General features: G+C 71.5%; 22 protein-coding genes and 2 riboswitches. Of the genes, 3 read left to right on the top strand and 19 right to left on the bottom strand.

Annotated features, from left to right (window positions below; genetic code table 11):
• Positions 1-176: 176 nt before the first annotated feature.
• Positions 177-803, bottom strand: coding sequence for a precorrin-8X methylmutase (locus tag ACWD3H_RS13250; RefSeq protein WP_350922586.1), 627 nt, complete (start codon positions 801-803; stop codon positions 177-179).
• Entirely contained in the window at positions 800-2,218 is a 1,419-nt protein-coding gene (locus tag ACWD3H_RS13255) for a precorrin-3B synthase (RefSeq protein ID WP_451955117.1), read from the bottom strand. The genes ACWD3H_RS13250 and ACWD3H_RS13255 overlap by 4 nt, the downstream gene beginning before the upstream one ends.
• Positions 2,219-2,232: 14 nt before the next feature.
• Positions 2,233-2,434: riboswitch (cobalamin riboswitch) on the top strand.
• Between the two features lie 35 nt (positions 2,435-2,469).
• Here ACWD3H_RS13255 and cobN point away from each other — a divergent pair.
• Entirely contained in the window at positions 2,470-6,126 is a 3,657-nt protein-coding gene (gene cobN / locus ACWD3H_RS13260; RefSeq protein WP_451955118.1) for a cobaltochelatase subunit CobN, read from the top strand.
• A gap of 183 nt (positions 6,127-6,309) precedes the next feature.
• Here cobN and ACWD3H_RS13265 read toward each other — a convergent pair whose 3' ends face one another.
• The 8 genes from ACWD3H_RS13265 to chrA form a co-directional block, all read right to left on the bottom strand.
• A complete protein-coding gene (locus ACWD3H_RS13265; protein ID WP_451955119.1) occupies positions 6,310-7,656 on the bottom strand; it encodes a cobyrinate a,c-diamide synthase in 1,347 nt (448 codons plus the stop codon).
• On the bottom strand, positions 7,650-8,252 hold the full coding sequence (gene cobO / locus ACWD3H_RS13270; RefSeq protein ID WP_350922595.1) for a cob(I)yrinic acid a,c-diamide adenosyltransferase: 603 nt from the start codon (positions 8,250-8,252) through the stop codon (positions 7,650-7,652). The genes ACWD3H_RS13265 and cobO overlap by 7 nt, the downstream gene beginning before the upstream one ends.
• Before the next feature lies 1 nt (position 8,253).
• Positions 8,254-10,377: a VWA domain-containing protein gene (locus tag ACWD3H_RS13275; RefSeq protein WP_451955120.1), complete on the bottom strand. Its 2,124-nt coding sequence runs from the start codon at positions 10,375-10,377 to the stop codon at positions 8,254-8,256.
• A 49-nt stretch (positions 10,378-10,426) separates the two neighbouring features.
• Positions 10,427-11,152: a CbtA family protein gene (locus ACWD3H_RS13280; protein ID WP_350922600.1), complete on the bottom strand. Its 726-nt coding sequence runs from the start codon at positions 11,150-11,152 to the stop codon at positions 10,427-10,429.
• 10 nt (positions 11,153-11,162) lie between these two features.
• The gene (locus ACWD3H_RS13285; RefSeq protein ID WP_326830249.1) at positions 11,163-11,351 is read right to left on the bottom strand and encodes a CbtB domain-containing protein; all 189 of its coding nucleotides are present in this window, start codon (positions 11,349-11,351) and stop codon (positions 11,163-11,165) included.
• A 3-nt stretch (positions 11,352-11,354) separates the two neighbouring features.
• Positions 11,355-11,501: riboswitch (adenosylcobalamin (AdoCbl) riboswitch) on the bottom strand.
• Between the two features lie 240 nt (positions 11,502-11,741).
• The gene (locus ACWD3H_RS13290; RefSeq protein WP_451955121.1) at positions 11,742-12,674 is read right to left on the bottom strand and encodes a leucine-rich repeat domain-containing protein; all 933 of its coding nucleotides are present in this window, start codon (positions 12,672-12,674) and stop codon (positions 11,742-11,744) included.
• 273 nt (positions 12,675-12,947) lie between these two features.
• The gene (gene cobF, locus ACWD3H_RS13295) at positions 12,948-13,700 is read right to left on the bottom strand and encodes a precorrin-6A synthase (deacetylating) (RefSeq protein WP_451955122.1); all 753 of its coding nucleotides are present in this window, start codon (positions 13,698-13,700) and stop codon (positions 12,948-12,950) included.
• Between the two features lie 66 nt (positions 13,701-13,766).
• On the bottom strand, positions 13,767-14,948 hold the full coding sequence (gene chrA, locus ACWD3H_RS13300) for a chromate efflux transporter (RefSeq protein ID WP_451955123.1): 1,182 nt from the start codon (positions 14,946-14,948) through the stop codon (positions 13,767-13,769).
• Positions 14,949-15,232: 284 nt separating this feature from the next.
• Here chrA and ACWD3H_RS13305 point away from each other — a divergent pair, with 284 nt between their 5' ends.
• The gene (locus tag ACWD3H_RS13305) at positions 15,233-15,697 is read left to right on the top strand and encodes a hypothetical protein (RefSeq protein ID WP_451955124.1); all 465 of its coding nucleotides are present in this window, start codon (positions 15,233-15,235) and stop codon (positions 15,695-15,697) included.
• Between the two features lie 55 nt (positions 15,698-15,752).
• Entirely contained in the window at positions 15,753-17,750 is a 1,998-nt protein-coding gene (locus tag ACWD3H_RS13310; protein WP_451955125.1) for a multicopper oxidase family protein, read from the top strand.
• 145 nt (positions 17,751-17,895) lie between these two features.
• Here the strand turns inward: ACWD3H_RS13310 and ACWD3H_RS13315 are convergent, their stop codons facing one another.
• The 9 genes from ACWD3H_RS13315 to ACWD3H_RS13355 all read right to left on the bottom strand — a co-directional run.
• On the bottom strand, positions 17,896-18,222 hold the full coding sequence (locus ACWD3H_RS13315; protein ID WP_451955126.1) for an ATP-binding protein: 327 nt from the start codon (positions 18,220-18,222) through the stop codon (positions 17,896-17,898).
• A gap of 362 nt (positions 18,223-18,584) precedes the next feature.
• A complete protein-coding gene (locus ACWD3H_RS13320; RefSeq protein ID WP_451955127.1) occupies positions 18,585-19,133 on the bottom strand; it encodes an RICIN domain-containing protein in 549 nt (182 codons plus the stop codon).
• A 141-nt stretch (positions 19,134-19,274) separates the two neighbouring features.
• Entirely contained in the window at positions 19,275-19,814 is a 540-nt protein-coding gene (locus tag ACWD3H_RS13325) for an RICIN domain-containing protein (RefSeq protein WP_451955128.1), read from the bottom strand.
• A 140-nt stretch (positions 19,815-19,954) separates the two neighbouring features.
• On the bottom strand, positions 19,955-20,497 hold the full coding sequence (locus tag ACWD3H_RS13330; RefSeq protein ID WP_451955129.1) for an RICIN domain-containing protein: 543 nt from the start codon (positions 20,495-20,497) through the stop codon (positions 19,955-19,957).
• A 340-nt stretch (positions 20,498-20,837) separates the two neighbouring features.
• On the bottom strand, positions 20,838-22,268 hold the full coding sequence (gene der / locus ACWD3H_RS13335) for a ribosome biogenesis GTPase Der (protein WP_350922619.1): 1,431 nt from the start codon (positions 22,266-22,268) through the stop codon (positions 20,838-20,840).
• Positions 22,265-22,921, bottom strand: coding sequence for a (d)CMP kinase (gene cmk, locus ACWD3H_RS13340; protein ID WP_355549363.1), 657 nt, complete (start codon positions 22,919-22,921; stop codon positions 22,265-22,267). Before cmk ends, der begins: the two co-directional genes overlap by 4 nt.
• Positions 22,922-23,081: 160 nt before the next feature.
• Positions 23,082-24,155 (bottom strand): prephenate dehydrogenase, encoded by a 1,074-nt coding sequence (locus ACWD3H_RS13345; protein ID WP_350964014.1) that lies wholly within the window; start codon positions 24,153-24,155, stop codon positions 23,082-23,084.
• Positions 24,156-24,189: 34 nt separating this feature from the next.
• The gene (gene aroH, locus ACWD3H_RS13350; protein ID WP_355549367.1) at positions 24,190-24,549 is read right to left on the bottom strand and encodes a chorismate mutase; all 360 of its coding nucleotides are present in this window, start codon (positions 24,547-24,549) and stop codon (positions 24,190-24,192) included.
• 82 nt (positions 24,550-24,631) lie between these two features.
• Positions 24,632-25,928, bottom strand: a 1,297-nt coding sequence (locus ACWD3H_RS13355; protein WP_451955130.1) for a pseudouridine synthase, incomplete at its 5' end; no start/stop codon positions are given.

The following is a 25,928-nucleotide window of genomic DNA, read 5'->3' on the forward strand; positions in this document are numbered from 1 at the left end:
CCTCACCCGCGATCACGTTGACGGCAGCCGCCGCCACCGCGAGCCCAACCCCGTACAGGCACCCGAGATCCCCGCTCAACCCGCTCACTCCTCCTCACCCGCGATCACGTTGACGGCAGCCGCCGCCACCGCGAGCCCAACCCCGTACAGGCACCCGAGATCCCCGCTCAACCCGCTCACTCCTCCTCGCTCGCGATCGCGTTGACGGCGGCCGCCGCCATCGCGCTGCCGCCCCTGCGTCCGTGCACCACCAGGTGGTCGAGTCCGGCCGGGTGCTCGGCCAGGGCCAGCTTCGACTCCGCGGCCCCGATGAAGCCGACCGGCACGCCCAGCACCGCGGCCGGGCGTCCGGCCCCCTCCTCGACCAGTTCGAGCAGGCGGAACAGCGCGGTCGGCGCGTTGCCGATCGCGACCACCGCGCCGTCGAGCCGGTCGCGCCACAGTTCCAGCGCCGCGGCGCTGCGGGTGGTGCCCAGCCGCAGCGCCAGCTCCGGGACCCGCGGGTCGCCGAGTGTGCAGATCACCTCGTTCGCCTTCGGAAGCCGTCGCCTGGTGACACCGGAGGCGACCATCATGGCGTCGCACAGCACGGGCGCGCCGTCGCGCAGCGCCTCGCGCGCCGCCGTGACGACTCCCGGCGACCACGCGAGGTCGTCGACGAGGTCGACCATGCCGCAGGCGTGCACCATGCGGACCGCGACCTGGGCGACGCCCGGCGGCATGCCGCCGAGGTCCGTCTCCGCGCGGATGGTGGCGAAGGAGCGGCGGTAGATCTCCGCCCCGTCCCTGATGTAGTCGATCACGTTCCCTCTCTGGTCGCCGCCACCGCGGCGCTCGTCTGCTCGGCGTCGGCGAACGTACGGCTCACGCCGTCCGCCTCGACGCGGTATCCGTCTCCGGTCGCGACCACGTCCACGACCCGGCCGCGCGGGCGTCCGCACCGCCGCTCGCAGCCCGACCAGTGCACGGGGAGCGCACGGGTGCGGCCCCGCGAGGGGTGGACGTCATCAGGACCGTCCGCATCGAACTCGGAACCGGTGCCGCCGTTCGCGCGCACACCCGCATGGACGTCGGCGTGGACGTCGGCGAGGGCCTTGGCGCATCCGGGCCGGCCGGCGCAGGCGGTCAGGCCCAGCCACGGCGACGCCGGGTCGCCGACCAGGCCCGCGGCCGTGAGCGTCGCCCGCAGGCCGTCGGCCTCCGGCGGCGGCAGGTCGGGGACGACGATCGTCCGCCACGGCGTCACCCGGACCTCTCCCCCGCCGTGCTCGGCCGCCTGGGCGAGCGCCTCCAGCTGGGCCGCCGTGAGCCGTCCGAGCGCGGCGAGAACGGTGAGGGCCGACCTTCCGTCACGCTGCGCGGCGACCCCGATTGTGCCGCTGTCCACCGTTCGCGCCCGTCGTACGGCGGGGGCGGACAGCCGGAGAGCCGGCTCCGCCCCGAGCCCGCGGGCCGAGACCCGTACTGGGCCGTCGGTCAGCTCGGCGAGCCGCCACGCGCCCGACCCCTGCTCGGCGCGCTCGGCCAGGAACGCCTCGGCGACCGCGAGCATGCCGGTGACGGCGGAGGAGACGGGTGCGCGCAGCCCCAGGTCGGCACCGGCGAGCAGCAGCGCCACCTCGGAGACGTCCGCCGAGGCGTCCACCGGATCGACCGGCAGCAGCGTGACGTCCGCGCCGAGAGCCGCCATGTCGCCCGAGCCGTCGTCGAGCGCGAAGAGGAACCGGCCGGGCAGGTCGGCGAGCACGGGCCGGGCGCGGAGTTCCCCGTCCAGCTCGGACACGAGCGGACGGACGTCGAGCAGGCTCGCGGGTGCCCGCCCGGCCAGGGGTGAGGCCACGATGTTGCGTACCCGCTCATGCGTGGCCGACGGTAGCAGCCCGGCGGCGGCCAGCCGCACGGCGAAGTCGGATGCCGGGGAAAGCCGCCGGCCGTCGTCCGGAACGCGCGTGTCGTCGCGTGCCGGGTGCACGACGGGAAGGGGCTCGCCGTCCTGCGGCGGGAGGCCGCGTACCTGGAGGTTCGCCCGGGAGGTCAGCTCGATCACGCCGGATCCGAGCTCCCGGGCGGCGGCGGCGACCACGCGGAGCTGACGCGCCGTGAGCGCCCCGCCGGGAACCCGGATCCGCGCCAGGCCGCCGTCGGCCGCGGCGTGCACCTGGAGCGCTCCGGGACACGCGTCGGCCCGGGTTCTTCCGGGAGGGTCGGTTATTGACACGCAGTGGATGGTAGCTCCCATTTCTTTACGGATGTCCGCCTGGCATAGTGTGACCTAGGCGACGGCGCAGGGAGGAAGCCGGTGTGAAACCGGCGCGGTCCCGCCACTGTAACCGGGGAGCGAACCCCACCGAAGGCCACGGTCCGGCAACGGACGGGAAGGCCGGGGTGAGCGTTGATCCGGGAGCCAGGAGACTCCTGCCGTCGCGATGACGACGACCCGGGGCGAGGACCCCGAGGGAGGACTTCTGCATGCGTTCCGTGCCGCCCACCCCGCGATCGGCCGTGCCACCCGCGCCGCCTGCCGTCCTGCTGCTGTCGACCTCCGACACCGACCTGCTCAGCGCGCGGACGAGCGGTGCGAACTACCGGCTCGGCAACCCGGCGAGGCTGTCCGCCGAGGACCTGCCCGCGCTGACCGAGGGCACGGACCTCGTGGTCGTGCGACTGCTCGGCGGACGCCGGGCATGGCAGGACGGGCTGGACGCGCTGCTCGCCGACCGGCGGCCCGTCGTGATCCTCGGTGGTGAGCAGGCCCCCGACGCCGAGCTGATGGAGCTGTCCACGGTGCCCGGCGGGGTCTGCGCCGAGGCGCACGCCTACCTCGCGCACGGCGGTCCGGCGAACCTGGCCCAGCTGCACGCCTTCCTCTCCGACACGGTGCTGCTCACCGGGTACGGCTTCGCCCCGCCCGCGCCCACCCCGAGCTGGGGCCCCCTCGAACGTGTCGTGCGACGCACCGAGGGCCCCGTCATCGGCGTGCTCTACTACCGCGCGCACCACGTCGCGGGCAACACCGCCTTCGTCGAGACGCTCTGCCTGGCCATCGAGGAGGCGGGCGGCCAGGCCCTGCCCGTCTACTGCGGTTCCCTGCGCAGCGCCGAGCCCGACCTGTTCGACACGCTCCGGGCCGCGGACGCCCTGGTGGTCACCGTGCTCGCCGCCGGGGGCACCCGCCCGGCGACCGCCTCGGCGGGCGGGGACGACTCCGCGTGGGACGTCGGCGCGCTCGCCGAGCTGGACGTGCCGATCCTGCAGGGCCTCTGCCTGACCACGGGAAGGGACGCCTGGCGGGAGAACGACGACGGCCTGTCCCCGCTCGACGCGGCCTCCCAGGTGGCGATCCCCGAGTTCGACGGGCGGATCATCACCGTGCCGTTCTCCTTCAAGGAGGTCGACGACGAGGGCCTGACCGTGTACGTGGCCGATCCCGAGCGGGCCTCGCGGGTGGCCGGCATCGCGGTACGGCACGGCCTGCTCCGGCATGTCCGGGCACCGGAACGGCGGATCGCGGTGATGCTGTCGGCGTACCCGACCAAGCACTCCAGGATCGGCAACGCGGTCGGCCTGGACACCCCCGCCAGCGTGGTCAGGCTGCTCACGGCCATGACGGAGGCCGGGTACGACCTCGGAGACGGTTTCCCCGGCGTGGCGGAGCGGGACGGCGACGCGCTGATCCACGCGCTGATCGCGGCGGGCGGCCAGGACCGGAACTGGCTCACCGAGGAGCAACTGGCCGCGAACCCGGTGCGGATCCCGGCCGCGCGCTACCGGGCGTGGTTCGAGACGCTGCCCGAGGACCTGCGGCACGGCATCGAGGCGCACTGGGGGCCGCCGCCGGGCGAGTTGTTCGTCGACCGGAGCCGCGATCCCGACGGCGAGATCGTGCTGGCCGCGCTGCGCGCGGGCAACCTCGTGGTGATGGTCCAGCCGCCGCGCGGCTTCGGGGAGAACCCGGTCGCCATCTACCACGACCCCGACCTGCCGCCGAGCCACCACTATCTGGCCGCCTACCGGTGGCTGGCCGACGACTTCGGCGCGCACGCGATCGTGCACGTCGGCAAGCACGGCAACCTGGAGTGGCTGCCCGGCAAGTCGGCGGGGATGTCGGCCTCCTGCGGCCCCGACGCGGCGCTCGGCGACCTGCCGCTGGTCTACCCGTTCCTGGTGAACGACCCCGGTGAGGGCACGCAGGCCAAGCGGCGGGCGCACGCCGTACTGGTCGATCATCTGGTGCCGCCGATGGCCCGCGCGGAGACCTACGGCGACATCGCCCGGCTGGAGCAGTTGCTGGACGAGCACGCCTCGATCGCGGCCATGGACCCGGCCAAGCTGCCCGCCATCCGGGCGCAGATCTGGACGCTGATCCAGGCCGCCAGGCTCGACCACGACCTGGGCGTCGACGACCGGCCGCAGGACAGCGGGTTCGACGACTTCCTGCTGCACGTCGACGGATGGCTCTGCGAGGTCAAGGACGTCCAGATCCGCGACGGCCTGCACGTGCTCGGCAGCGCCCCCGAGGGGAAGGCCCGCGTCGACCTCGTGCTGGCCATGCTCCGCGCCCGCCAGATCTGGGCCGGCCAGGAGGCACTCCCCGGCCTGCGTGAGGCCCTCGGCCTGGCCGAGGACGGCGGCGCCGCGAGGGTGAGCGTGGACGAGGCCGAGTCGCTGGCCCGCGCCCTCGTCGAGGGCATGGAGGAGCACGGCTGGGACCCGTTCACCGTCTCCCCCGTCACCGCGTCCGTCCTCGCCGGCGGAAGTGACCGCGACTCCGGAGTCCTGGCCGCCGTGGAGAAGGTGCTCGGGTTCGCGGCCAGGGAGATCGTGCCCCGGCTCGCCAGGACCACGGACGAGATCGGCGCGGTGCTGCACGCGCTCGACGGCGGTTACGTCCCCGCCGGGCCGAGCGGGTCGCCGCTGCGCGGGCTGATCAACGTGCTGCCGACCGGGCGGAACTTCTACTCCGTCGATCCCCGGGCGGTGCCCAGCAGGCTGGCGTGGGAGACCGGGCAGGCCATGGCCGACTCCCTGCTGGAGCGGTACCGCTCCGACACCGGTGAGTGGCCGCGCTCCGTCGGGCTGTCGGTCTGGGGCACCAGTGCCATGCGCACGGCGGGCGACGACGTGGCGGAGGTGCTCGCGCTGCTCGGCGTGCGGCCGGTCTGGGACGAGGCGTCCCGGCGGGTCAGCGGCCTCGAACCGATCCCGCTCGCCGAACTCGGCCGGCCCAGAATCGACGTGACCGTCCGGATCAGCGGGTTCTTCAGGGACGCCTTCCCGCACGTCGTCACCATGCTGGACGACGCCGTACGGCTGGTCGCGGGCCTCGCGGAGGCCGCCGGGGAGAACTACGTGCGGGCGCACGCCGACGCCGACCTGGCCGCGCACGGCGACGAGCGGCGGGCCACCCTGCGAATCTTCGGCTCCCGTCCGGGCGCCTACGGCGCGGGCCTGCTGCCGCTGATGGAGAGCGGGAACTGGCGCGACGACGCCGACCTGGCCGAGGTGTACGCGGTCTGGGGCGGCTTCGCCTACGGCCGCGACCTCGACGGAACACCGGCGCGGCAGGACATGGAGAGCGCCTACCGGCGGATCGCGGTGGCCGCGAAGAACGTCGACACCCGCGAGCACGACATCGCCGACTCCGACGACTACTTCCAGTACCACGGCGGGATGATCGCCACCGTGCGGGCGCTCACCGGCCGGGCACCCGCCGCGTACGTGGGCGACAGCACCCGTCCGGACGCGGTGCGGACCAGGACCCTGCACGAGGAGACCGCGCGGATCTTCCGCGCCCGGGTGGTCAACCCCAACTGGCTGGCGGCGATGCGCAGGCACGGGTACAAGGGCGCGTTCGAGCTGGCCGCCACCGTGGACTACCTGTTCGGCTACGACGCCACGACGGGCGTGCTGGCCGACTGGATGTACGACAGGCTGGCCGCCACCTACGTCCTGGACCCGGAGAACCGGGCGTTCATGGCCGCGTCGAACCCATGGGCGCTGCACGGCATCGCCGAACGGCTCCTTGAGGCGGCCGACAGGAAGATGTGGGAGCACCCCGACCCCGAGATCATGACGGCCCTGCGGGAGGCGTACCTCACCATCGAGGGCGACCTGGAGGACCGCTGACCCGCCCCCCGGGGTGAGTGTGGTTCAACCGATACCGCCGGACTTGGAGCCATCGGACCGGTGCGGGCGGAGATGTACGCGCGTGATGTGACCACCTTTGTGCAGGATGCCGCCGGGCTCGGAGTCATCGGACCGGTGCGGGGCCCTGAGGTGAAGGCGGTTCGATCCCGGAGTGAGGGCGGTTCAGCCGATGGCCGCGACCAGGCGTTCGGCCAGCTCGGGGCTGCCTGCCCAGTGCAGGTGCAGGTAGGACGCGGCCAACAGGGGCTCGGCGAAGCCGTCGGCCGCGCCCCTCCAGCGGAACAGCGGCGGCGTCGCGTGCCCGGGATCGGTGGCCGTGCGGTGGAACTCGTGGCCCCGGTAGCGCTCGCCCTCGCGGGTGAGCACGGACTTGGCGGTCGCCACGGCGTCGCGGTAGCCCAGCGTGAGCCTGCCGGTCATCGTCGCGGTGATGTCGAGCCTTCCGCACATGGGATGGCCGTCCAGCTCGCGCGCCAGGTAGAGCAGCCCGGCGCACTCGGCGACGATCGGGCCGTCGAAGGCGGCCACCCGGCGGCGGAGCGGCTCGTTGGCGGACAGCTCCGCCGCGTACATCTCGGGGAAGCCGCCGCCGATGACGACCGCCCCGGCGTTCTCGGGGAGGCACTCGTCCCTGAGCGGGTCGAAGGTCGCCACCTCGGCCCCCGCCGCCGCGAGCAGCTCGACCTGCTCGGCGTACCCGAAGGTGAACGCCGCCCCGCCCGCCACGGCCACGACCGGCCGCCCACCGGACGCGGACGCGGTCACGGTCACAGACGGGGACGGGGGCAGGGCCGGAGTCCAGGGATGCGCGGGCAGCGGCGACGCCGAGCGCGCCAGGGCCACCAGTCCTTCGAGGTCGCAGGAGTCGGCGACCAGGGCGCCCATCCGCTCCACCGCCGCCACCGCGTCCCCGCTGCGCTCGGCCGCCGGGATCAGCCCGAGATGGCGGGAAGGGGTCGCCACCCCGTCCACCCGCGGGATCACGCCCAGTACGGAGATGCCGCTCTCGTCCAGCGCGGCGCGGCAGATCTCCTCGTGCCGCGGCGAGCCGACCCGGTTGAGGATCACCCCGGCCAGCCGGACCCGGGTGTCGAAGGAGGCGAAGCCCTGCACGAGCGCGGCCACGGACCTGCCCTGCCGCGCGGCGTCCACCACGAGGACCACCGGCGCGCCGATCAGCCGGGCGACGTGCGCGGTGGAGGCGAAGTCCCCGCTCCCGGCACCGTCGTACAGGCCCATGACCCCCTCGACCACGGCGATGTCCGCGTCCCGCGCACCGTGCAGGAAGAGCGGCGCGACCCGGTCCTCACCGGTCAGCCAGGGGTCGAGGTTGCGGCCGGGGCGCCCGGTGGCGAGCGCGTGGTAGCCGGGGTCGATGTAGTCGGGTCCCACCTTGTGCGGGGAGACCCGCAGACCCCGCGCGCGCAGCGCCGCCATCAGACCGGTCGCGACGGTGGTCTTCCCGCTGCCCGAGGACGGCGCGGCGATCACCAGTCGCGGCACTACCATTCGATGCCCCTCTGGCCCTTCTGCCCGGCGTCCATCGGGTGCCTGACCTTCCCCATCTCGGTCACCAGGTCGGCGACCTCGACCAGCCTCGGGTCGGCGTCCCTGCCGGTGATCACGACATGCTGGTTGCCCGGCCGCGCGACCAGGGTGGCGACCACGTCGTCCACGTCCAGCCAGCCCCATTTCAGGGGGTAGGTGAACTCGTCGAGGACGTAGAAGCGGTAGGTCTCCGCGGCCAGGTCACGCCTGATCTGCTCCCAGCCCTCGCGGGCGTCGGCGGCGTGGTCCTCCTCGCTGCCCGGCCGCTGGATCCACGACCAGCCCTCGCCCATCTTGTGCCAGGTCACGCTGCCGCCCTCGGCGGACTCACCGAGCACCACGAGCGCCCGTTCCTCGCCGATGCGCCACTTGGCCGACTTGACGAACTGGAACACCCCGACCGGCCAGCCCTGGTTCCACGCGCGCAGCGCCATCCCGAAGGCGGCGGTGGACTTCCCCTTGCCCGGCCCGGTGTGCACGATCAGCAGCGGCCGGTTGCGGCGCTGGCGCGTGGTGAGCCCGTCCTCGGGCACCGTGTCCGGCTTGCCCTGCGGCATCTCAGACCGCCTTCCGGTAGTCGGTCCGGTAGTCACGGACGAGCCCGCCGAGCCCGCCGCCCGCCGCGAGCGCGTCGAGCCGTACCGCGGGCGCGCCCAGCCTGGCCGCGAGGTCGAGGGCCAGGGCGAGCCGCACCGGACCGCTCTCGCAGTCGACCACGACCCCCGCCGTACCGGCGAGCAGCGCGGCGGGGGCCGCCACGTCGGACCCCGAGGTGGCCCGGCCGTCGGTGACCACCACGAGCAGCGGCCTTCTGGCGGGGTCGCGCAGCCGCTCCACCCTGAGCACCTCGGCGGCCCGGCGTAGCCCGGCCGCCAGCGGGGTGCGACCGCCGGTCGGCAGCTCCCGCAGCCGCGCCGCGCCGACCTCGACCGAGGAGGTCGGAGGCAGCACCAGGTCCGCCGTGGATCCCCTGAAGGTGATCAGCCCGACCTTGTCCCGCCGCTGGTAGGCGTCGAGCAGCAGGCTGAGCACGGCCGCCTTGACCTCGCGCATGCGCTGCCGGGCCGCCATGGAACCGCTCGCGTCCACCACGAAGAGCACGAGGTTGCCCTCCTTGCCCTCGCGGACGGCCTCGCGCAGGTCGGTGTCACGTACCAGCAGGCCGGGGCCACTGCGGCCGCGCTCGCGCTGGTACGGCGCGGCGGCGCGGAGCGTCGCCGACAGGTGCGGCCGCTGGAGCCGCCCGGTGGGAACCCGTGATCCGGTGGTCCGCCCGTTGGGGGTACGGGCCCGCGACCGCCGACCCGAGGCGCCGTCGCCCAGTCCGGGGACCTGGAAGGGGCGCACCCGGTACGGTTCGGCGGCGGCGATCACCCGCTCGGCGGAGGGACGGTCCGGCGAGGCGCCGGTCCCGTCGAAGGCGCCCGGGACATCGGCGGCGCCGGTCCCGGAACCACCGTCGTGCGAACCACCGTCGTGCGAACCACCGTCGTGCGAACCACCGCCGTCCGTGCCGCCGTGCGGGCCCGCACCGGAACCATCACGCGCGGGACCTTCCGCGGAGCCGGTCTCGGGACCGTCCCCGGAGTTCACCGGGCCGTCCGAACCACCCGAATCGCCCGGACCGCCGGAGGTGCTCGGCCCTCCATCCGGGTCGTCCGGCTCGTCGCCACCGTGCTCCGCCAGGAGGTCGTCGAGGCGTGACTCGTCAAGGCCCGGCGCGTCGAAGGGGTCTCGGCGGCGGCGGTGCGGCAGCGAGAGACGGGCCGCCTCACGCACGTCCTCGGCCGTGACCTCGGCGCCGCCGCGCCAGGCCGCGTGCGCGATGGCCGCGTTGGCCGTGACCAGATCGGCCCGGAGCCCGTCCACCTCGAAGGCGGCGCACACCCCCGCGATCTGGCGCAGCCGGGCGTCCGGCAGCACGACCTGCCTGACCCGCTCCCTGGCCTCGGCGATCCGCCGCGCCAGGGCCGCCTCCTGTCCCGCCCACCCGGCGGCGAAGGAGGCGGGATCGGCGTCGAAGGCCAGCCGGCGCCGTACCACCTCGGCCCGCTCGTCCGGATTCCTGGACGCCCGCACCTCGACGGTCAGCCCGAAACGGTCCAGGAGCTGTGGCCGCAGCTCGCCCTCCTCCGGGTTCATCGTGCCGACCAGCAGGAACCGCGCCGCGTGCCGTACCGAGACCGACTCTCGCTCGACGAAGCAGGTGCCGAGCGCGGCGGCGTCGAGCAGCAGGTCCACGAGATGGTCGTGGAGCAGGTTGACCTCGTCGACGTAGAGGACACCTCGATGTGCGGCGGCGAGCAGGCCCGGCTCGAACGCCCTGACCCCCTCGGTGAGCGCGCGCTCGATGTCAAGCGCGCCGACCAGCCGGTCCTCCGACGCGCCGACGGGCAGCTCCACCAGCGCGGCCGGACGCTCCTGCCCGCTCTCGCCCGCGTCGTGCGGGCCGTCGGGGCAGCCCGGATCCGGCTCGGCCGGGTCGCAGGAGAAGCGGCAGGCGGCGATCACCTTGACCGCGGGGAGTTGTGCGGCGAGCGCGCGGACGATCGTGGACTTGGCGGTCCCCTTCTCCCCCCGGACCAGCACACCGCCCACCCGTGGGGAGACCGCGTTGAGTATCAGCGCGAGCTTGAGGTCGTCGAGACCGACGACGGCACTGAACGGATAGGCACCGATCACGAGGTTTCTTTCTGCGAGATCCTGCTGACGTGTCCGACCCGCCGAACGTTCAGTTCGGGGCCGCCGTGAGCGCGTCGCGGCGGACCGCGCGCTGGACGGCGATGCCGTACAGGACACCGATGGCCGACCAGAGCACGAGTTGCGTGCCGAGGGAGGACAGCCGGAAGTCCCACAGCAGCTGGGCGGGGAAGCCGTCGGGCACCTCGTTGACCGCCGGCAGCACGAACAGGGTGACGATGACGGGGACCAGGAAGCCGGCCGCGCCGGCGAGCCAGGGCCTGGCCGGCACCTTACGGGCGCAGGCCACTCCCACCGCCACGGACAGCAGGCCGATGGCGACCAGGACCAGGTACAGCGTGGTCCGGCTGCCGATGGTGTCCGGGTCACCGACGGCGGGCGGGTTGGCCGGGTACTTGACGAACGGCACCAGCACGATCGCGACGAACGCCGTGGCGGCCATCGTCGCGGCCAGCACCACGTCGGAGCGGGGACCGATCCGGCCGCGCAGCCCGGCGAAGACGAGGGAGAAGATACCCCCCACGGACATGCCGTACAGGGCCAGGGCGAGGAAGAGCCCGGCCTGCTGGCCGGACCGGCTGACCAGTGCCTCCTCCCCGTGGGAGTGCCCGACCTCGGTCTGGGCGTGGGCGGCGGCCTCTTCGAGCGCGATGGCCTGGTCGATGTTCGGCTCGCCCAGCAGGTAGGCGAACACGGCGGCGATCAGCCCGGCGACCAGCCCGACGAGCAGGCCACGGAGCAACAGGGTACGGATCACGGCGCGCGGTCTAGTGGCAGGGAACGCCGAGCAGGTGGCGCCCGTCGTGCATGAGTTCGTGCAGATAGTCGCCCGCCTGCGACACCACCCCCTGGTCGAAGGTGACCAGGTAGGCCACCAGCAGGAGCAGCGGAACCGCCACGAGCCAGCGGGCCAGGTGGGAGAGGGGAACGGGCTGAGAAACGGACAGCTCACGCATGAGTAGCCTCCTTGGGGATGACGCGTCCCGACAGATGAGGACGCGGCGGCCAAGTAACCTGGCTCCCGGAACTCACGTTCCGGATACAGTGGCGCGACCGCACCGGCTTCTCACCGGACTTCCCTCGGACCACCGCGAAATCGTCCGCAATGTAACTCTTTTTGTGGTGGGCCGTCAACAGAAGGTGATTCGTCGCGGCGCGGCGCCTACGCCTCCGCCCGTCGACCCGGCCACCGCGCCCACTCCCAGCTCCGGGACGAAGCGGAGCGGCCGGCGTAATCCGAATGACCCCGTAGGGGCCGCGTAGCGGTTGGACCGGTGGTCGAAGCGGCGGGGAGTTCCGCGAGCACGCGTTCGAGAGATGATCGTGAGGTTGCCAGGACGGGCTCGTTAACAGTCGAGGCCGTCCAGGAGCTTGCGCCATCGCGATGAGGTCTGGGCGCGATGGCGCAGGGAGTCCGGGACCGTGGGCGGCGGATGGTTGCCGTCAAGCCAGAGCGTGGTGAGGTTGGTGAGGTCGCCCAGTGATTCGGGAAGGCGGGTCAACTGGTTATAGCCCAGTTTAAGGGTGGTGAGGTTGGTGAGGCCGCCCAGCGATTCGGGGAGCTGGGTCAACTCGTTGAAGTTCAGGTCGAGGGTGGTGAGGTTGGTAAGGCCGCCCAGCCACTCAGGGATCTCAGTCAACTCGTTGCGACTCAGATCGAGGGTGGTGAGGGTGGTGAGGCCGCCCAGTGATTCGGGAAGGCGGGTCAACCGGTTGTTGCTCAGGTAGAGGGTGGTGAGGTCGGCGAGGTCGCCCAGTGATTCGGGGAGCTGGGTCAACTCGTTATAGCCCAGGTTAAGGGCGGTGAGGGTGGTGAGGCCGCTCAGCCACTCAGGGATCTCAATCAACTTGTTGCCGCTCAGCCAGAGGGTGGTGAGGCCGCCCAGCGATTCGGAAAGGCGGGTCAACTCGTTGCGGCTCAGGTCGAGGGTGCTGAGATTGGTGAGGCCGCCCAGCCACTCAGGGAGGCGGGTCAACTCGTTGTCGCTCAGGTCGAGGGTGGTGAGATTGGTGAGGCCGCCCAGCGATTCGGGAAGGCGGGTCAACCGGTTGTCGCTCAGGTCGAGGGTGGTGAGATTGGTGAGGTCGCCCAGCCACTCAGGGATCTCAGTCAACTTGTTGGATTTCAGGCGCAGCTTGTTCAGGTGGGTTAGTTCACGCAGTTGCTCAGGCACCACCTTCAGGAATAGGAAATCCAGTTTGAGTGTGTCCGATGCGTTTCGTCGGCACTTGTTGATCCGCAACACGGCGGCCCTTGGGAGCTTCGTATCCCCCGTCACGTCTCTCCTTTCCGCGATCATCGGCGTGACCAGGCTCGGTCGCACTGGTCCCCGAACGGGCGCCGGACCCGGCGGCCGATGATCATGCTAGGCGACGACGCTGGAGGCTGACTTGTGGATCATTGGTATCTCCGACAGATGATTTCCGTGGCGTAGTACGTGGGTGTACGTGAGCTTGATGTCCTGGGCCGCCTGGATGCCTGCATCTGGTCGGATGGCACGGCGCCTCCTGAGTGAAGCGCGGCGGCCTTTGGAGGCCGCCGCGACAGGTGCTCAGCGAGAGACCCTGCGGAGCAGGTAGGTGTCCATGATCCAGCCCTTGCGTGCCCGTGCCTCGGCACGCAGCTCGCGGATGCGGTCGGCGACCTCGGGCACCGGTCCGGCGACCAGGATCTCGTCGGGGGTGCCGAGGTAGGCGCCCCAGTAGATGTCGAAGTCGGCGCCCAGATCGGCGAAGGCGCAGTGCGCGTCCAGCATGACGACGACGTCGTCGGCCGAGGGCCCCTCCTCGGCGAGACGTCTGCCGGTGGTGACGTGCACCGGCCGGGCGACCCGGGTCAGGCTGACCCGATGCCGGGCGGTGAGTGCGGACACGCTGCTGACACCGGGAATCACCTCGTGCTCGAACCGGACCGAGCCCCGCTGGTGAATCTCCTCGACGATGGCCAGGGTGCTGTCGTACAGGCCCGGATCGCCCCACACCAGGAAAGCACCCGTCTGCCCCTCGGCGAGCTCGTCACGGATGAACCGCTCGCAGATGTCGGCGCGGCGCGAGCGCCAGTCCTCGACCGCGGGCGCGTAGTCGGGAGTGGTCCGGTCACGTTCGGGATCGCCGGCCTCGACGATCCGGTACGGCGGGCGGGCGTGCGCGTCGACGAGGTCGTGCCGCAGCTGGACGAGGTCGTGTTTGACCTCGCCCTTGTCCAGGACGAAGAACACGTCGGTACGGGCGATGGCCTTGACCGCCTGGAGGGTGAGATGGTCGGGATCACCGGCACCGATGCCGATGATGAGGATTCGCTTCACCCGACAGAGTCTGCCCGTACCGTTTCGAGATTCGGCACGGGGGGCCGCCCCGGCGACGCCTGCCGGTCAACCGACGAGCAGCGTGCGGGCCAGGCCGATGGCGGCGGCCACGGCGATGAACCAGGCGGTGTTGAGCCTGGTGCGCCACTGCAGCAGCAGCGCGAGCACGGCCAGTGTCACGGTGAGCGGGTCGACGAACGCGTCACCGGCCAGTTGCAGGGTGACACCGGCCATCAGGGCCAGCGCGGTGGCGTTGACACCGTCCAGGAACGCCGATGACCAGGCCCGGCCGCGGATCCGGTCGACGAGCCGGGTCAGCAGGCCGACCAGCACGAACGACGGGGTGAAGATGGCGACGGTGGCCAGCACCGCCCCCGGCAGGGCGGCGATGACGTAGCCGATGAAGGTGGCGGTGGTGAACACCGGCCCGGGGGTGAGCTGGCCGATGGAGATCGCGTCCAGCAACTGGTCGCGGGTGATCCAGCCGAGCCGCCGTACGAAGTCGCCCTCCAGGAAGGCCAGCAGGACGTAGCCGCTGCCGTACAGCACCGAACCGATCTTCAGGAACGTCAGGAACAGCTCGGTGAGCCGGCCGCCGGTGGGGTCGGGAAAGCGCGGCCCGACCAGCAACGGCACCAGCACCAGGCCTGGAGAACCGCGACGCGGCAGCCAGACGTGCCTGGTGCCGGCCGCCATCACCACCAGCCCGCCGGCGGCCAGTACGAGCAACTCGTTGACACCGAGCAGGTACAGCGCCAGTGCCACCGTGGCGACGAGCGCGGTCAGCCGGCCCTTGATCGCGGTCCTGAGCAGTCCGGCCAGGGCCCACACCACGATGGCCACCACCACCGGTTTGATCCCGTACAGCAACCCCTCCGCGGCAGGGGTCCGGCCGTAGCGGACATAGGACCAGGCCAGGGCGAGGACGATGGCGAAGGCGGGCAGGATGAAGCACACCCCGGCGGCGATCAGACCCTTCCAGCGAGCCCGGTCATAGCCCAGGTGGATGGCCAGCTCGGTGGAGTTGGGGCCGGGGATGAGGTTGACGGCGCCTATCAGGTCGACGAAGCGCTCATCGGAGACCCAGCCGCGCCGGCGCACCAGTTCGTCACGCATCATCGCGGTGTGCGCGGCCGGGCCGCCGAATCCGATCACGCCGAGTTTCAGGAAGACCCCGATGACCTCGCCCAGCGCGTGTGCCGGCCGTCCGCCGGATCCGCCGCCGGTGTCATCGTGCGAAGCGTTCATCGTGGCCTTCCAGCTGGGGGTGCACCGAATCGTGCATTGTTCACGACCACGTTGAACGCCAGGCCGACGGCGGCGAAACACCGGGACCGCGGCCGTGAACGTTTGACGCTCGGCGAACGCTCCCGGTCCTGACCTCGGCGCCGTCCATGGTCCCAGCCCGAGCCGCCCGACCTGCCGATTCCCGGCCCCAAGTGGTGGCGCAGACAACAGCAAGAGCCTGCCAAGTGGTGAAGGTGATCCTTGGAACGTCAACCTCCTCCGACCGACACTCCAGGGAACGTTCCATGCGCAAGGTCTTCCTCGGCTCCGCCGCGCTCCTGCTGCTCGCCGTGATCGCCCAGTTCTACCTCTCCACCTTCGGCGCCTTCGAGCGCCCCACCCCGAGCCCGGGTGCCTCCAGCGCCATCACCCCGCACGCGATCAACGGGATCGCGGTGATCCCGGTGCTCTCCCTGGTCACCGCGATCGTCGCCGCGCTGGCCCGCGCGGGCGGCAAGATGATCTGGCTGAGCCTCGTCCCGCTGGCGGTCATGCTGGGCCAGCTCTTCGTGATCTTCTCGTTGGTCGAGCTGTCCGGTGCCACCAAGGAGCAGACCAACACCTTCGCCCACATCGTGTTCGGCTTCCACGCGATCCTCGGCCTGGTGCTGCTCTGGGCCTCCGTGGTGATCTTCCGCGAGGCGAGGGCCCTGGCCTCACCCGCCCACGCCAGGAGGCGGACCCCCGACCTGGCCTCCTCCCCGTTCTGACCTCACCCGCGCCGTCTCTCACGGTTCCGGCTCTTTCCACCCATCCTGAAAGATCATGAATACCGCGCAGCTCCTCGCCCTGGACCGCATCCTGCTCGTTCTCGTCGCCGCGCTCTGGCTCGGCGCCGGGGTGAGCACGGTCATGGCCCGCCGTGATCGCCGTACCCGCCTGATCGCCCTCGGCCTGACCCTGGCGGCGCTGGCCGCCACCGGCCTGCGGGTCGGGCTGGCGGTCACGCTGAGCCGTTCGGGGTGGTGGTTCGCCGCCGACAAGCTGATCCTCGCCCTGCCGCTGGTCGGCGTCCCCGCGCTGGTCGCCGCCGTCGCCGCCCTTCCCCGGCTGCTCCGCCCGTCACCGTCCCCTGCCACGGCCGTACCCACGCTGACCGCCGGGTACGGCGCCCTGGGCGGCGTCGTCGCGGCACTCACGATCTCCCACCCCGTCCCTCCGGTCCTGGCCGGCGTCCTCGTCGCCCTGGTCGCCGTCGGTGCCACCATCACCTGGCAGTTGCTCGGCGCCGTCTCCCGTACGGGAGATGCGGAGACCAGCGCCAGAACCGTGGCGCGCGGGAGGTGGAGCACCACGGCGGGGATCGCGGTGCTGTGCGCGGCCCTGGTCTGGGCGGGTCTGTCGGCGTGGTCGAGCCGGATACCCGCGACGCTGGATCTCGGCGCCCACCACCGGGGCACCACCGTCCAGAACCCCGTCCAGAACCCCGTCCGGCCCGCCGCCGCGACCAGGGCGGTGACGGACCTGCGCGGTCCGGCCACCGGTGCGAAGGTACGACGCTTCACCCTCACCGCCAAGCCCGCGACCGTGACCCTGGCCTCCGGCCGGCGAGTCGAGGCGTGGACGTTCGACGGCACGGTGCCCGGTCCCACCATCCGCGTCCGCCAGGGGGAACTGGTCGAGGTGCGGCTGCGCAACGCGATGCCCGGCATCGGGGTGACCCTGCACTGGCACGGCTATGACGTCCCGGTGGGCGAGGACGGCGTCGCGGGCGTCACCCAGGACGCGGTGAAGCCGGGAGGCGAGTTCGTCTACCGCTTTCTGGCCGAGGACCCGGGCAGCTACTGGTACCACAGCCACGACCTGTCGGACCCGGCGGTCCGGATGGGCCTGTACGGCATGCTCGTCGTCGACCCGGCGGCCACCGGCGGGACGAAGGTGTCGGATCACACCGTCTCCACCCATGTGCTCGGCGGTGTACAGACGGTGGCCGTCGACGACGAAGGCCCGGTGGACGGCCTGGCTCGGCTCAGGGTCACCCCGGGGACGCCGGTCCGGCTCCGCGTCACGGCGACCGACAACGTCCGGCGGACGCTGGGCCTGAGCGGCACGCCGTACCGGATCGCCGCCGTGGACGGGCGGGACCTGTCACGGCCCGGCGAGATCGGGGACCGGCGGGTCCAGTTGGCCGCGGGCGGGCGCTACGACCTGACCTTCACGATGCCCGCCACACCCGTCCTGCTCTCGGTGGACGGCCGCTCCGACCTCGGCCTGCTGGTCACCCCCGGTTCGGGCACCGCCCCGGCACCGGCCGCCGGTCCCCTGCTGGACATCGCGACGTACGACTCGGACGGCCCGGCGAAGCCCGGCGGATCCGGCGGATCCGACCGGTTCGACCGGGAGGTCACCTGGATCCTGGATCGGGGTCTGGCCATGCTGGACGGGATCCCCACCCTGGCCCACACGGTCAACGGCGAGGTCTGGCCGCGCATCACCACCCCCGTGCTGCGCGAGGGCGAGCTGGTGAAGATCACGGTGGCCAACCGGAGCGGGGACGTCCATCCCATCCACCCGCACGGCCACCACGTCCGCGTGCTGTCCCGCAACGGCGTACCCGCCACCGGAGAGCTGTGGATGGACACCTTCGACGTCGGCCCCGGCGAGGTCTGGGAGGTCGCGTTGCGCGCCGACAACCCGGGCATCTGGCTGTCGCACTGCCACGACCTGGGCCACGCGACCCTCGGCATGACCTTCCACTTCGCCTACGAGGGCGTCACCACCCCCTACGACGCCGGTCACGCCTCCGGGAACAACCCGGAATGATCAGCCACCCCCACAGGCCGGACAGAAGGTGACAGCCTAAAGCCAGGGGAACAACCCGGAATGATCAGCCGTCTCCGCCCAGGCCGGGCGAGGGCGTGGCGAGCTGGAACCAGACGCTCGTGCTTCCGGGGGATCGGTGGAAACCTCAGCGGGCCGCCAGGGGGTCGACCAGGGCGAGGCCCCGGCCGCTCTGGGCCTCCTCCTCCGCCTGTCTCGGGTACGGAATCCTGGAAGACCCGCAGTCCCGGACCGCGCCCAGCACGCCGCCGGTCGCGAACGCCGGCGAGACGAGGAACTCCCGCTGGATCGCGTGCCGGATCACGTTCCCGGCAAGCTCGCTGGTGAGCAGGACGGCGTCGTCCCTGCGCGGATGTTCGTCCCCCAGCAGGTCCGCGACGAAGGTGCGTGCGGGTCTGACCTGCGAGGCCGTGGCCGCGAACCGGCGGGAGAAACTCGGGGAGGCGGACAGCACGTCCAGCGCGAACAGCTGCCAGTCCAGGCCCGAGAACCTCCGATCCGCACCGCCGAGACGTCTCCCCCCAAGGCCCCAGCATCGCCATCACTCCGAAGACCTGGCTCACCCTCCTCGACCAGGTCCAAGCAGGCAATCTCACCCCCCAGAAACTGAACTCCCCCACCCTCCTCGCGGACCGCCTGCTCATCGGCTTCGACGGCGAACACATCACCCTGCAGGACAACGACACCCCCGCCGTCCGCTACACCCTCGACGAATGGCACGCCTTCCTCGACGGAGTGAGCCACGACGGCGAGTTCACCCTTTCCTGGCTCCTCGACACCCCGGCCAACGCCTGACCCGTGACCACATGGGGCGCCTCAGGCGAGCCGCCACTCCTGGTTCTTCCGCCCCCTGACACACCCCACCTGCTTGACGTTGGCCCCGTCCAGGATCAGACCGTTCTGCACCTCCAGGCACATACCGGTGTGCCGGACCACGACCGCGAAGTAACCGTTGTCCCGCTGGACGAGCTTCCACTCCTGGTTGCGACGTCCGGGGATGCAGGTCCACAACTGGAGGCCGGCATTGTTGTGCATGTCGCCCTGCACCACCTCCATGCACAGGCCGCTGGCCATGTCCCTGAAGTTGTAGTAGCCGTCACTGGTCGCCGTCAGGTTCCACTCCTGGCCCTCATGGTCGGCGCTGCAGGGCCACTGCTGGACATCGGTCCCCAACTTCAGCTCATCACTCAGCGTGAACACGTCCAGGCACTTGTCACTGTGCCGGGTCACCAGGATCGCGGTGAACTTGGCCCGGAGCCCCTCTCGCACACCGGCGGCCCCGTCGGCCGACGCCCGCGCGGCCGACGGGGCCGCGAGCAGGGCTGCCGCCAGGACGAACACCTGGCCGGCGTGAAAAAGTCTCATCGAGCCTCCCCGAGGCACTCCCTAAAGATCAACAAACCCTTGATAACACGAATCACCCAACGTAGCGAACAACTACACCAAGTAATCAATATCGTGTCGCGCCCCCGAATGACCGACCATCACCACCGGTGGAAACCCCACTCAGGCAAGCCGCCACTCCTGGCTCGCCCGTCCCCTGACACAGGTCCACTGCAGGGCATTGGTCCCATCCCCCGTCCCACCCCCCTGCATGTCCAGGCACTTGCCACTGTGCCGGGCCACCAGGACGAAGTAACCGTTGTCCCGCTGACTGAGCCCCCACTCCTCGCTGTAGCGCCCGCTCACGCAGGTCCACTGCCGGATGTTGGCCCCGCTGCGCAGGTCACCGTCCATCACATGCAGGCACTTGCCACTGTGCACGGCCTGAATGGTGTAGTAACCACCACTGGTGGTCGTCAGGTTCCACTCCTGGTTGGCGCCACCATCGCAGGTCCGCTGCTGGACGTCGGCTCCGTCCTCCGTCGCAGAGTGCAGCACATCCAGGCACTTACCACTGTGCCGGGCCACCAGGATCGCGGTGAACTTGGCCCGGAGCCCCTCCCGCGCACCGGTGGCCCCGCCGGCCGACGCCCGCACAGCCGACGGGGCCGCGAGCAGAGCCGCCGCCAGGACAAAAACCTGACCGGCGTGAAAAAGTCTCATCGGGCCTCCCGAGGCACTCCCTAAAGATCAACAAACCCTTGATAACACGAATCACCCAACGTAGCGAACAGCTACACTAAGTGATAGATATCGTGCCGCGCCCCCGGATGACCGGCCATCATCACCGGCGGAAACCCCACTCAGGCAAGCCGCCACTCCTGGTTCTTCCATCCCCTGACACAGGTCCACTGCCGGACGCGGGCACCGTCACGTATGTCACGATCCATCACCTGCAGGCACTTGCCACTGTGCCGGGCCACCAGCACGAAGTAACCGTTGTCCCGCTGACTGAGCCCCCACTCCTGGTTGCGGGCCCCGACCAGGCAGGTCCACTGCCGGACGCCGGCCCCGATACTCCTGCTGTCGTCCAGCACGTCCAGGCACTTACCGCTGTGCGCGGCCTTGACGGTGTAGTAGCCACCACCCGTCGCCGTCAGGCTCCATTCCTGACTCGCCTTCCCGTCGCAGCCCCACTGCTGCACATAGGCCCCGTCGTCCATCCCATCGGCCGCCACCTCCAGGCACTTGCCGCTGTGCCGGGCCACCAGGTTGGCCGTGAACCTGCCTCCACCCCGCTCCGCCACACCGGCGGCCATGACATCCGCCTCCGACGCGCCGCCGATCGGGACGGCAAGCAGGGTCGCGGCCAGAACCAGGACCTGACCGGCGCCAACGAGTCCCATCGAGCCTCCCGAGATACTCCCTAAAGATCAACAAACCCTTGATAACACGAATCACCCAACGTAGCGACCAACTACGCTGAGCAATCAACTCGTGTCGCCCCCGGCGGCGTCTCGCCGACGATGGCGGGGCAGGCGTCTCCGGACGACACGCGACGGCCGACAGAGGGCGTCGGGAGTCTGTCCACGAGCGCGGAACAGCTTCCGGTTCAAGATCAAAAGCAGGGCGGGGGCGAGGCGAGTGCCGGACCCCGGCCGCGCACCCGGCGGGAAAAGGCCTCCCGGCAAGACCTGGAAACAACGAACGGCCCGGCGCGGGCCGGGCCGTTCGTGATGGGGTCCCTTACTTCTTCTTCTGTCCCTGCCCCTGCCGCTTCTCGCGGATCTTCATGGTGACCTCGATGGGCGATCCGGCGAAGCCGAACTCCTCGCGGATCCGGCGCTCGATGAAGCGGCGGTAGGTCTCCTCCAGGAAGCCCGAGGTGAACAGCACGAACTTCGGCGGCTCCGTCGACGCCTGGGTGGCGAAGAGGATCTTGGGCTGCTTGCCGCTGCGGACCGGCGGCGGGGTGGCCGCGACCAGGTCGGTCAGGAAGGCGTTGAGGCGGGCGGTGGGCACCCGGGTCGACCAGGAGTCGAGCGCCTTCTCGATCGCCGGGACGAGCCGGTCGACGTGCCAGCCGGTCTTGGCGGAGATGTTGGCCCGCAGCGCCCACGGCACGCGGACGAGCTGGCGGTCGATCTCCTTTTCCAGGTAGTAGCGGCGGTCCTCGTCCAGCAGGTCCCACTTGTTGAACGCCACGACCATGCACCGGCCGGACTCGATCACCAGCGAGATGATCCGCAGGTCCTGCTCGGTCAGCACCTCGCTGGCGTCGATGAGCACCACCGCGATCTCCGAGCGCTCCAGCGCGGCCCTGGTACGCATGCTCGCGTAGAAGTCGGCGCCCTTGAGCTCGCGGTCACGCCGCCGGATGCCGGCGGTGTCGACGAAGCGCCAGGTCTTGCCGCCGAGCTCGACCAGTTCGTCCACCGGGTCGCGGGTGGTGCCCGCCATCGGGTCGACGAGCACCCGCTCCTGGCCGGCGAGCTGGTTCAGCAGCGAGGACTTGCCCACGTTGGGCTTGCCGACCAGGGCGACCCGGCGCGGCCCGCGCTCGGCGCCGAACCGCTGCTCGGGCGTGTCCGGCAGCTTTTCGAGGATCACGTCCAGCAGGTCACCGCTGGAGCGGCCGTGCAGCGCGGAGACCGGCTGCGGCTCACCCAGGCCGAGAGACCAGAGCCCGGCCGCCTCCAGCTCCATCTGCTGGTTGTCGACCTTGTTGGCGGCGAGGATGACCGGCTTGCCCGACCCGCGCAGCACATGACCGACGATCTCGTCCGCGTCGGTCACGCCCACCACGGCGTCGACCACGAACAGGATCACATCGGCCAGCTCGGCCGCCACCTGGGCCTGCTCGGCGATCTTCAGCGCCATACCGGTCGCGTCGGGGTCCCACCCGCCGGTGTCGACCACCGTGAACCGGCGCCCGCGCCAGGTGGCGTCGTAGGTGACCCGGTCGCGGGTCACCCCCGGCACGTCCTCCACGACCGCCTCGCGGCGGCCGATGATCCGGTTGACCAGTGTGGACTTGCCCACGTTGGGGCGGCCCACCACGGCCACGACCGGCTGCGGGGCGGTGTCCGGCCCCGCCTCCTGAGAGCTGTAATCGGTCCCTGAATCGGCGAGCTCCGCGTCGATCCAGCCGTTGTCGTCGTCGTATTCCCCGGTCACGCCTTTTCCTTAATCACACGCAGTATTTCGGCGATGACCTCTTCGAGGTTCAGCGCCGTGGTGTCGAGCTCGACGGCGTCGGCCGCCTTCGCCAGCGGGTCTGCCTTCCTGGTCGAGTCAAGGGTGTCCCGGCGGGCCATCGCGGCCCGCTGTGCCTCCACCGTGGTGCCGGTGAGCTCCGCCGTACGACGCAGCGCCCTGGCGTCCGCGCTCGCGGTCAGGTAGATCTTGACCACCGCGTCGGGCGCCACAACCGTGCCGATGTCACGGCCCTCGACGACGATGCCGCCGGAGCCGATGATCTCACGCTGCTCGGCCACCAGGCGGCGCCGTACCTCGGGCACCGCGCTGACCGCCGAGACGGCCGCGGTGACCTCGGCGGTGCGGATCGGCCCGGCGGCGTCGACGCCGTCGACCGCCACCGTGGGGGCGTCGGGGTCGGTGCCCAGGGTGAGGATCGGGTCGATCGCCCCGGCCGCGATCGCCCCGGGGTCGGCGAGGTCGACGCCCCGCTGGAGCATCCACCAGGTGATCGCCCGGTACATCGCCCCGGTATCGAGATAACGCAGCCCCAGCGCCCGCGCCACCCCTCGTGACGCGCTCGACTTGCCCGATCCCGAAGGACCGTCCATGGCGACGACCAGTCCGGTCACGACGCCTTCTCCCTTGCAGCCCGCTTCAGTTGTCCGTACGAGGCTACCGGGAGCCGGGCAGGAACCGCGCATCGAGCGAACGGGCCGCCGCAGGGGGTGGACCCTGCGGCAGACCGTCCCAGACGATCATGACGGTCCGGGCACGGAGTGCGGCAGGCGCCTACGGCAGGTGCCAGCCGTGCGCGCGCAGGGCCTCGGACAGCCTCGGCACCGCCTCCGGCTGCACCGAGAGATCGGCGGCGCCCAGCGGCAGGCCGGGGGCGTGCTCAAGCCGGACGTCCTCGATGTTGACGCCCGCCTCCTTGGCCACCTGGAACAGCCGGGCCAGCTCGCCGGGGCGGTCACCGATGATGACCTGGACCGTCGCGTAGGCGCGCGCGGGACCTCCGTGCTTGCCGGGGATCCTGCCGGTGCCCGTGACGCCCCGGTACAGCAGTTCGGTGACGCGGGCCATGGCCTCGGGATCGGCGGCCTCCCTGAGCGCGGCGGCCGCGGCGGCCAGGTCGGCCGCCACCGCCTCCAGCACCTCGGCCACCGGCAGCGCGTTGCCCGACAGGATCCCGGTCCACAGCCTCGGGTCGCCCGCCGCGATGCGGGTGACGTCGCGTACCCCCGGCCCGGCCAGGCCGAGCGCGGTGGCCGGCGCGTCCGCGAGACGGGCGGCCACCGCGGAGGCGGTCACGTGGGGGGCGTGCGAGACGACCGCGACGGCCCTGTCGTGCTCCTCGGCGCCGACCCTGACCGCCTCGCCGCCGCAGAGCTTGACGAGGCCGTACATGGCCTCCACCGCGTCGGGCGAGGTCTCCTCGGTCGGGCAGAGCGCCCACGGGCGCCCGAGGAAGATGTCGGCCCGCGCCGCGGCGGGCCCGGAGCGCTCACGGCCGGCGAGCGGGTGCCCGGCGACGTAGCTCGTCAGGTCGCAGCCGAGGCTCGCGGCCTCCCTGAGCGGAAGGGCCTTGACGCTGGCCACGTCCGTGTAGAAACGGGCCACGCCGGCCTTCTGGAGGGCGGCGAGCCGCCCCGCGACCGCATGGGGCGGGACCGCGATGACCGCGACGTCCACCCGCACGCCCTCGGCCCACTCCACTCCGGCGCCCAGCTCGCGTGCCAGCCGCAGGGAGCCCTCGTCCCGGTCGGCCAGGTGAACGGCGACGCCCTGCTCGCGCAGCGCCAGGGCGATCGAGGTGCCGATCAGCCCCGTACCGACGACCAGGACGCTCTCCAGACCGCTCACACCCACTCCCCCGAGATCATGATGCCTAAAGGACTCATTGCGCGATGTCCACCCGAAGTGCGACCGCGCCGCGCAGGTAGACGTGCTGGACCTCCTGGCGGGACCGGTCGACCTCGACATGGGCCATCAGCCGCACCACGCGGGGCAGGGCGCCCGGCACGTCGATCTCGGAAGCGCAGATCAACGGGACATCGTGGAAACCGAGCTTGCGGGCGGCCAAGGCGGGAAACTCGGCGGTGAGATCAGGCGTGGCCGTGAAGATCACACTGATCACGTCCTCGGTGGTGAGCCGGTTGCGTCCCATCACCTCCGTGACCAGTTCGGTGACTCCGGACAGGATCGCGTCCCGGTCGTTCGCCTCGACCTGAATCGCACCGCGGATCGCCCGCACCATCGTCGTTCCTCCATATCCACCCACGCCGGACCACCCCCGAGGGGGTGATCCGGCGCGTCCTGAACGTGCGTGTCAGGGAAGGCTACAACCCGACCGCGGCGTAGAGCTCCCCGACCTCCGCGAGGGTCAGCGCGCGGAGGGTGCCCGGCTTGAGGCGGCCGAGCTTGACCGGGCCGAACTCGATACGGGCCAGGTCGATGACCGGGTGCCCGACCTCCTCCAGCATGCGGCGGACGATGTGCTTGCGGCCCTCGTGCAGGACGATCTCGACCAGGGCCTGCTGGCCGTGCTCCTGGACCAGGGTGAAGGAGTCGGCCTTGGCCAGGCCGTCCTCCAGCTCGATGCCCTTCTTCAGCCGGCGGCCGAGATCGCGCTCGATCCGGCCGGGGACCTTGGCCCAGTACTTCTTCTGCACGCCGTAGCTCGGGTGGGTGAGCCTGTTGGCCAGCTCGCCGTCGTTGGTGAGCAGGATCAGGCCCTCGGTCTCGGTGTCGAGACGGCCCACGTGGAACAGGCGCTCGGTGCGGTCGGCCACGAAGTCGGCCAGCGAGGGGCGGCCGTCCGGGTCGGACATGGTGCTGACGACGCCGATCGGCTTGTTGATCGCGAAGTAGACCAGGTCGGGCATCGTCGGCAGGCGCTTGCCGTCGACGTGGATGACCTGCTTGGCGGGGTCGACCCGGGCGCCGAAGCGGCGGACCACCTGGCCGTCGACGGTCACCCTGCCGTCGCCGATCATGTCCTCGCAGGCCCGGCGGCTGGCGACGCCCGCCTGGGCGAGGACCTTCTGCAGCCGGACGCCGTCAGGGACCTCGGTGGTGTCGCGCTCGTCGACGTAGTCACGGTCGTAGAAGTCGGAGTCACGCTTGGGCTGGCGAGCGGTCTTGAACCGGTCGTTCGCGATCGTGCCGGGCCGCAGCGGGGCCTTCGCCTCCGGAGCGCGGCCGGCGGGGGCACGACGCTCGCCGTACGCCCCGGCGCGGTCGCCGCCGATCGTCTGGACGTCGTCCCGGCGGCCGGTCCTGCCGAAGCGGGCACGGGAACCACCGGCGGGCGCGCCGCCGCGCCCTCGGTCGGCGCCGGGCCTGCCACGCGAGCCGTCCCGGTCCGCGCGGAAACCACCCTGCGAACCACCACGGTCGTCACGGCGCGGGGCATCGGACCGGAAATCACTCCTCGAACCGTCGCGGGACCCGCCGAACGACGGACCGCCACGGTCCTCACGGCGCGGAGCGTCGGAGCGGTAGCCGCCCTGGGAGCCCTCGGAGGACCTGCCGTACCGGCTCCGCGAGCCGTCGCGGGACCCGCCGAACGACGAACCGCCGCGATCATCCCGACGCGGACCATCGGCGCGGAAACCACCACGGTCATCGCGGCGC

It is taken from the genome of Streptosporangium sp. NPDC002607 (genome assembly GCF_053592655.1).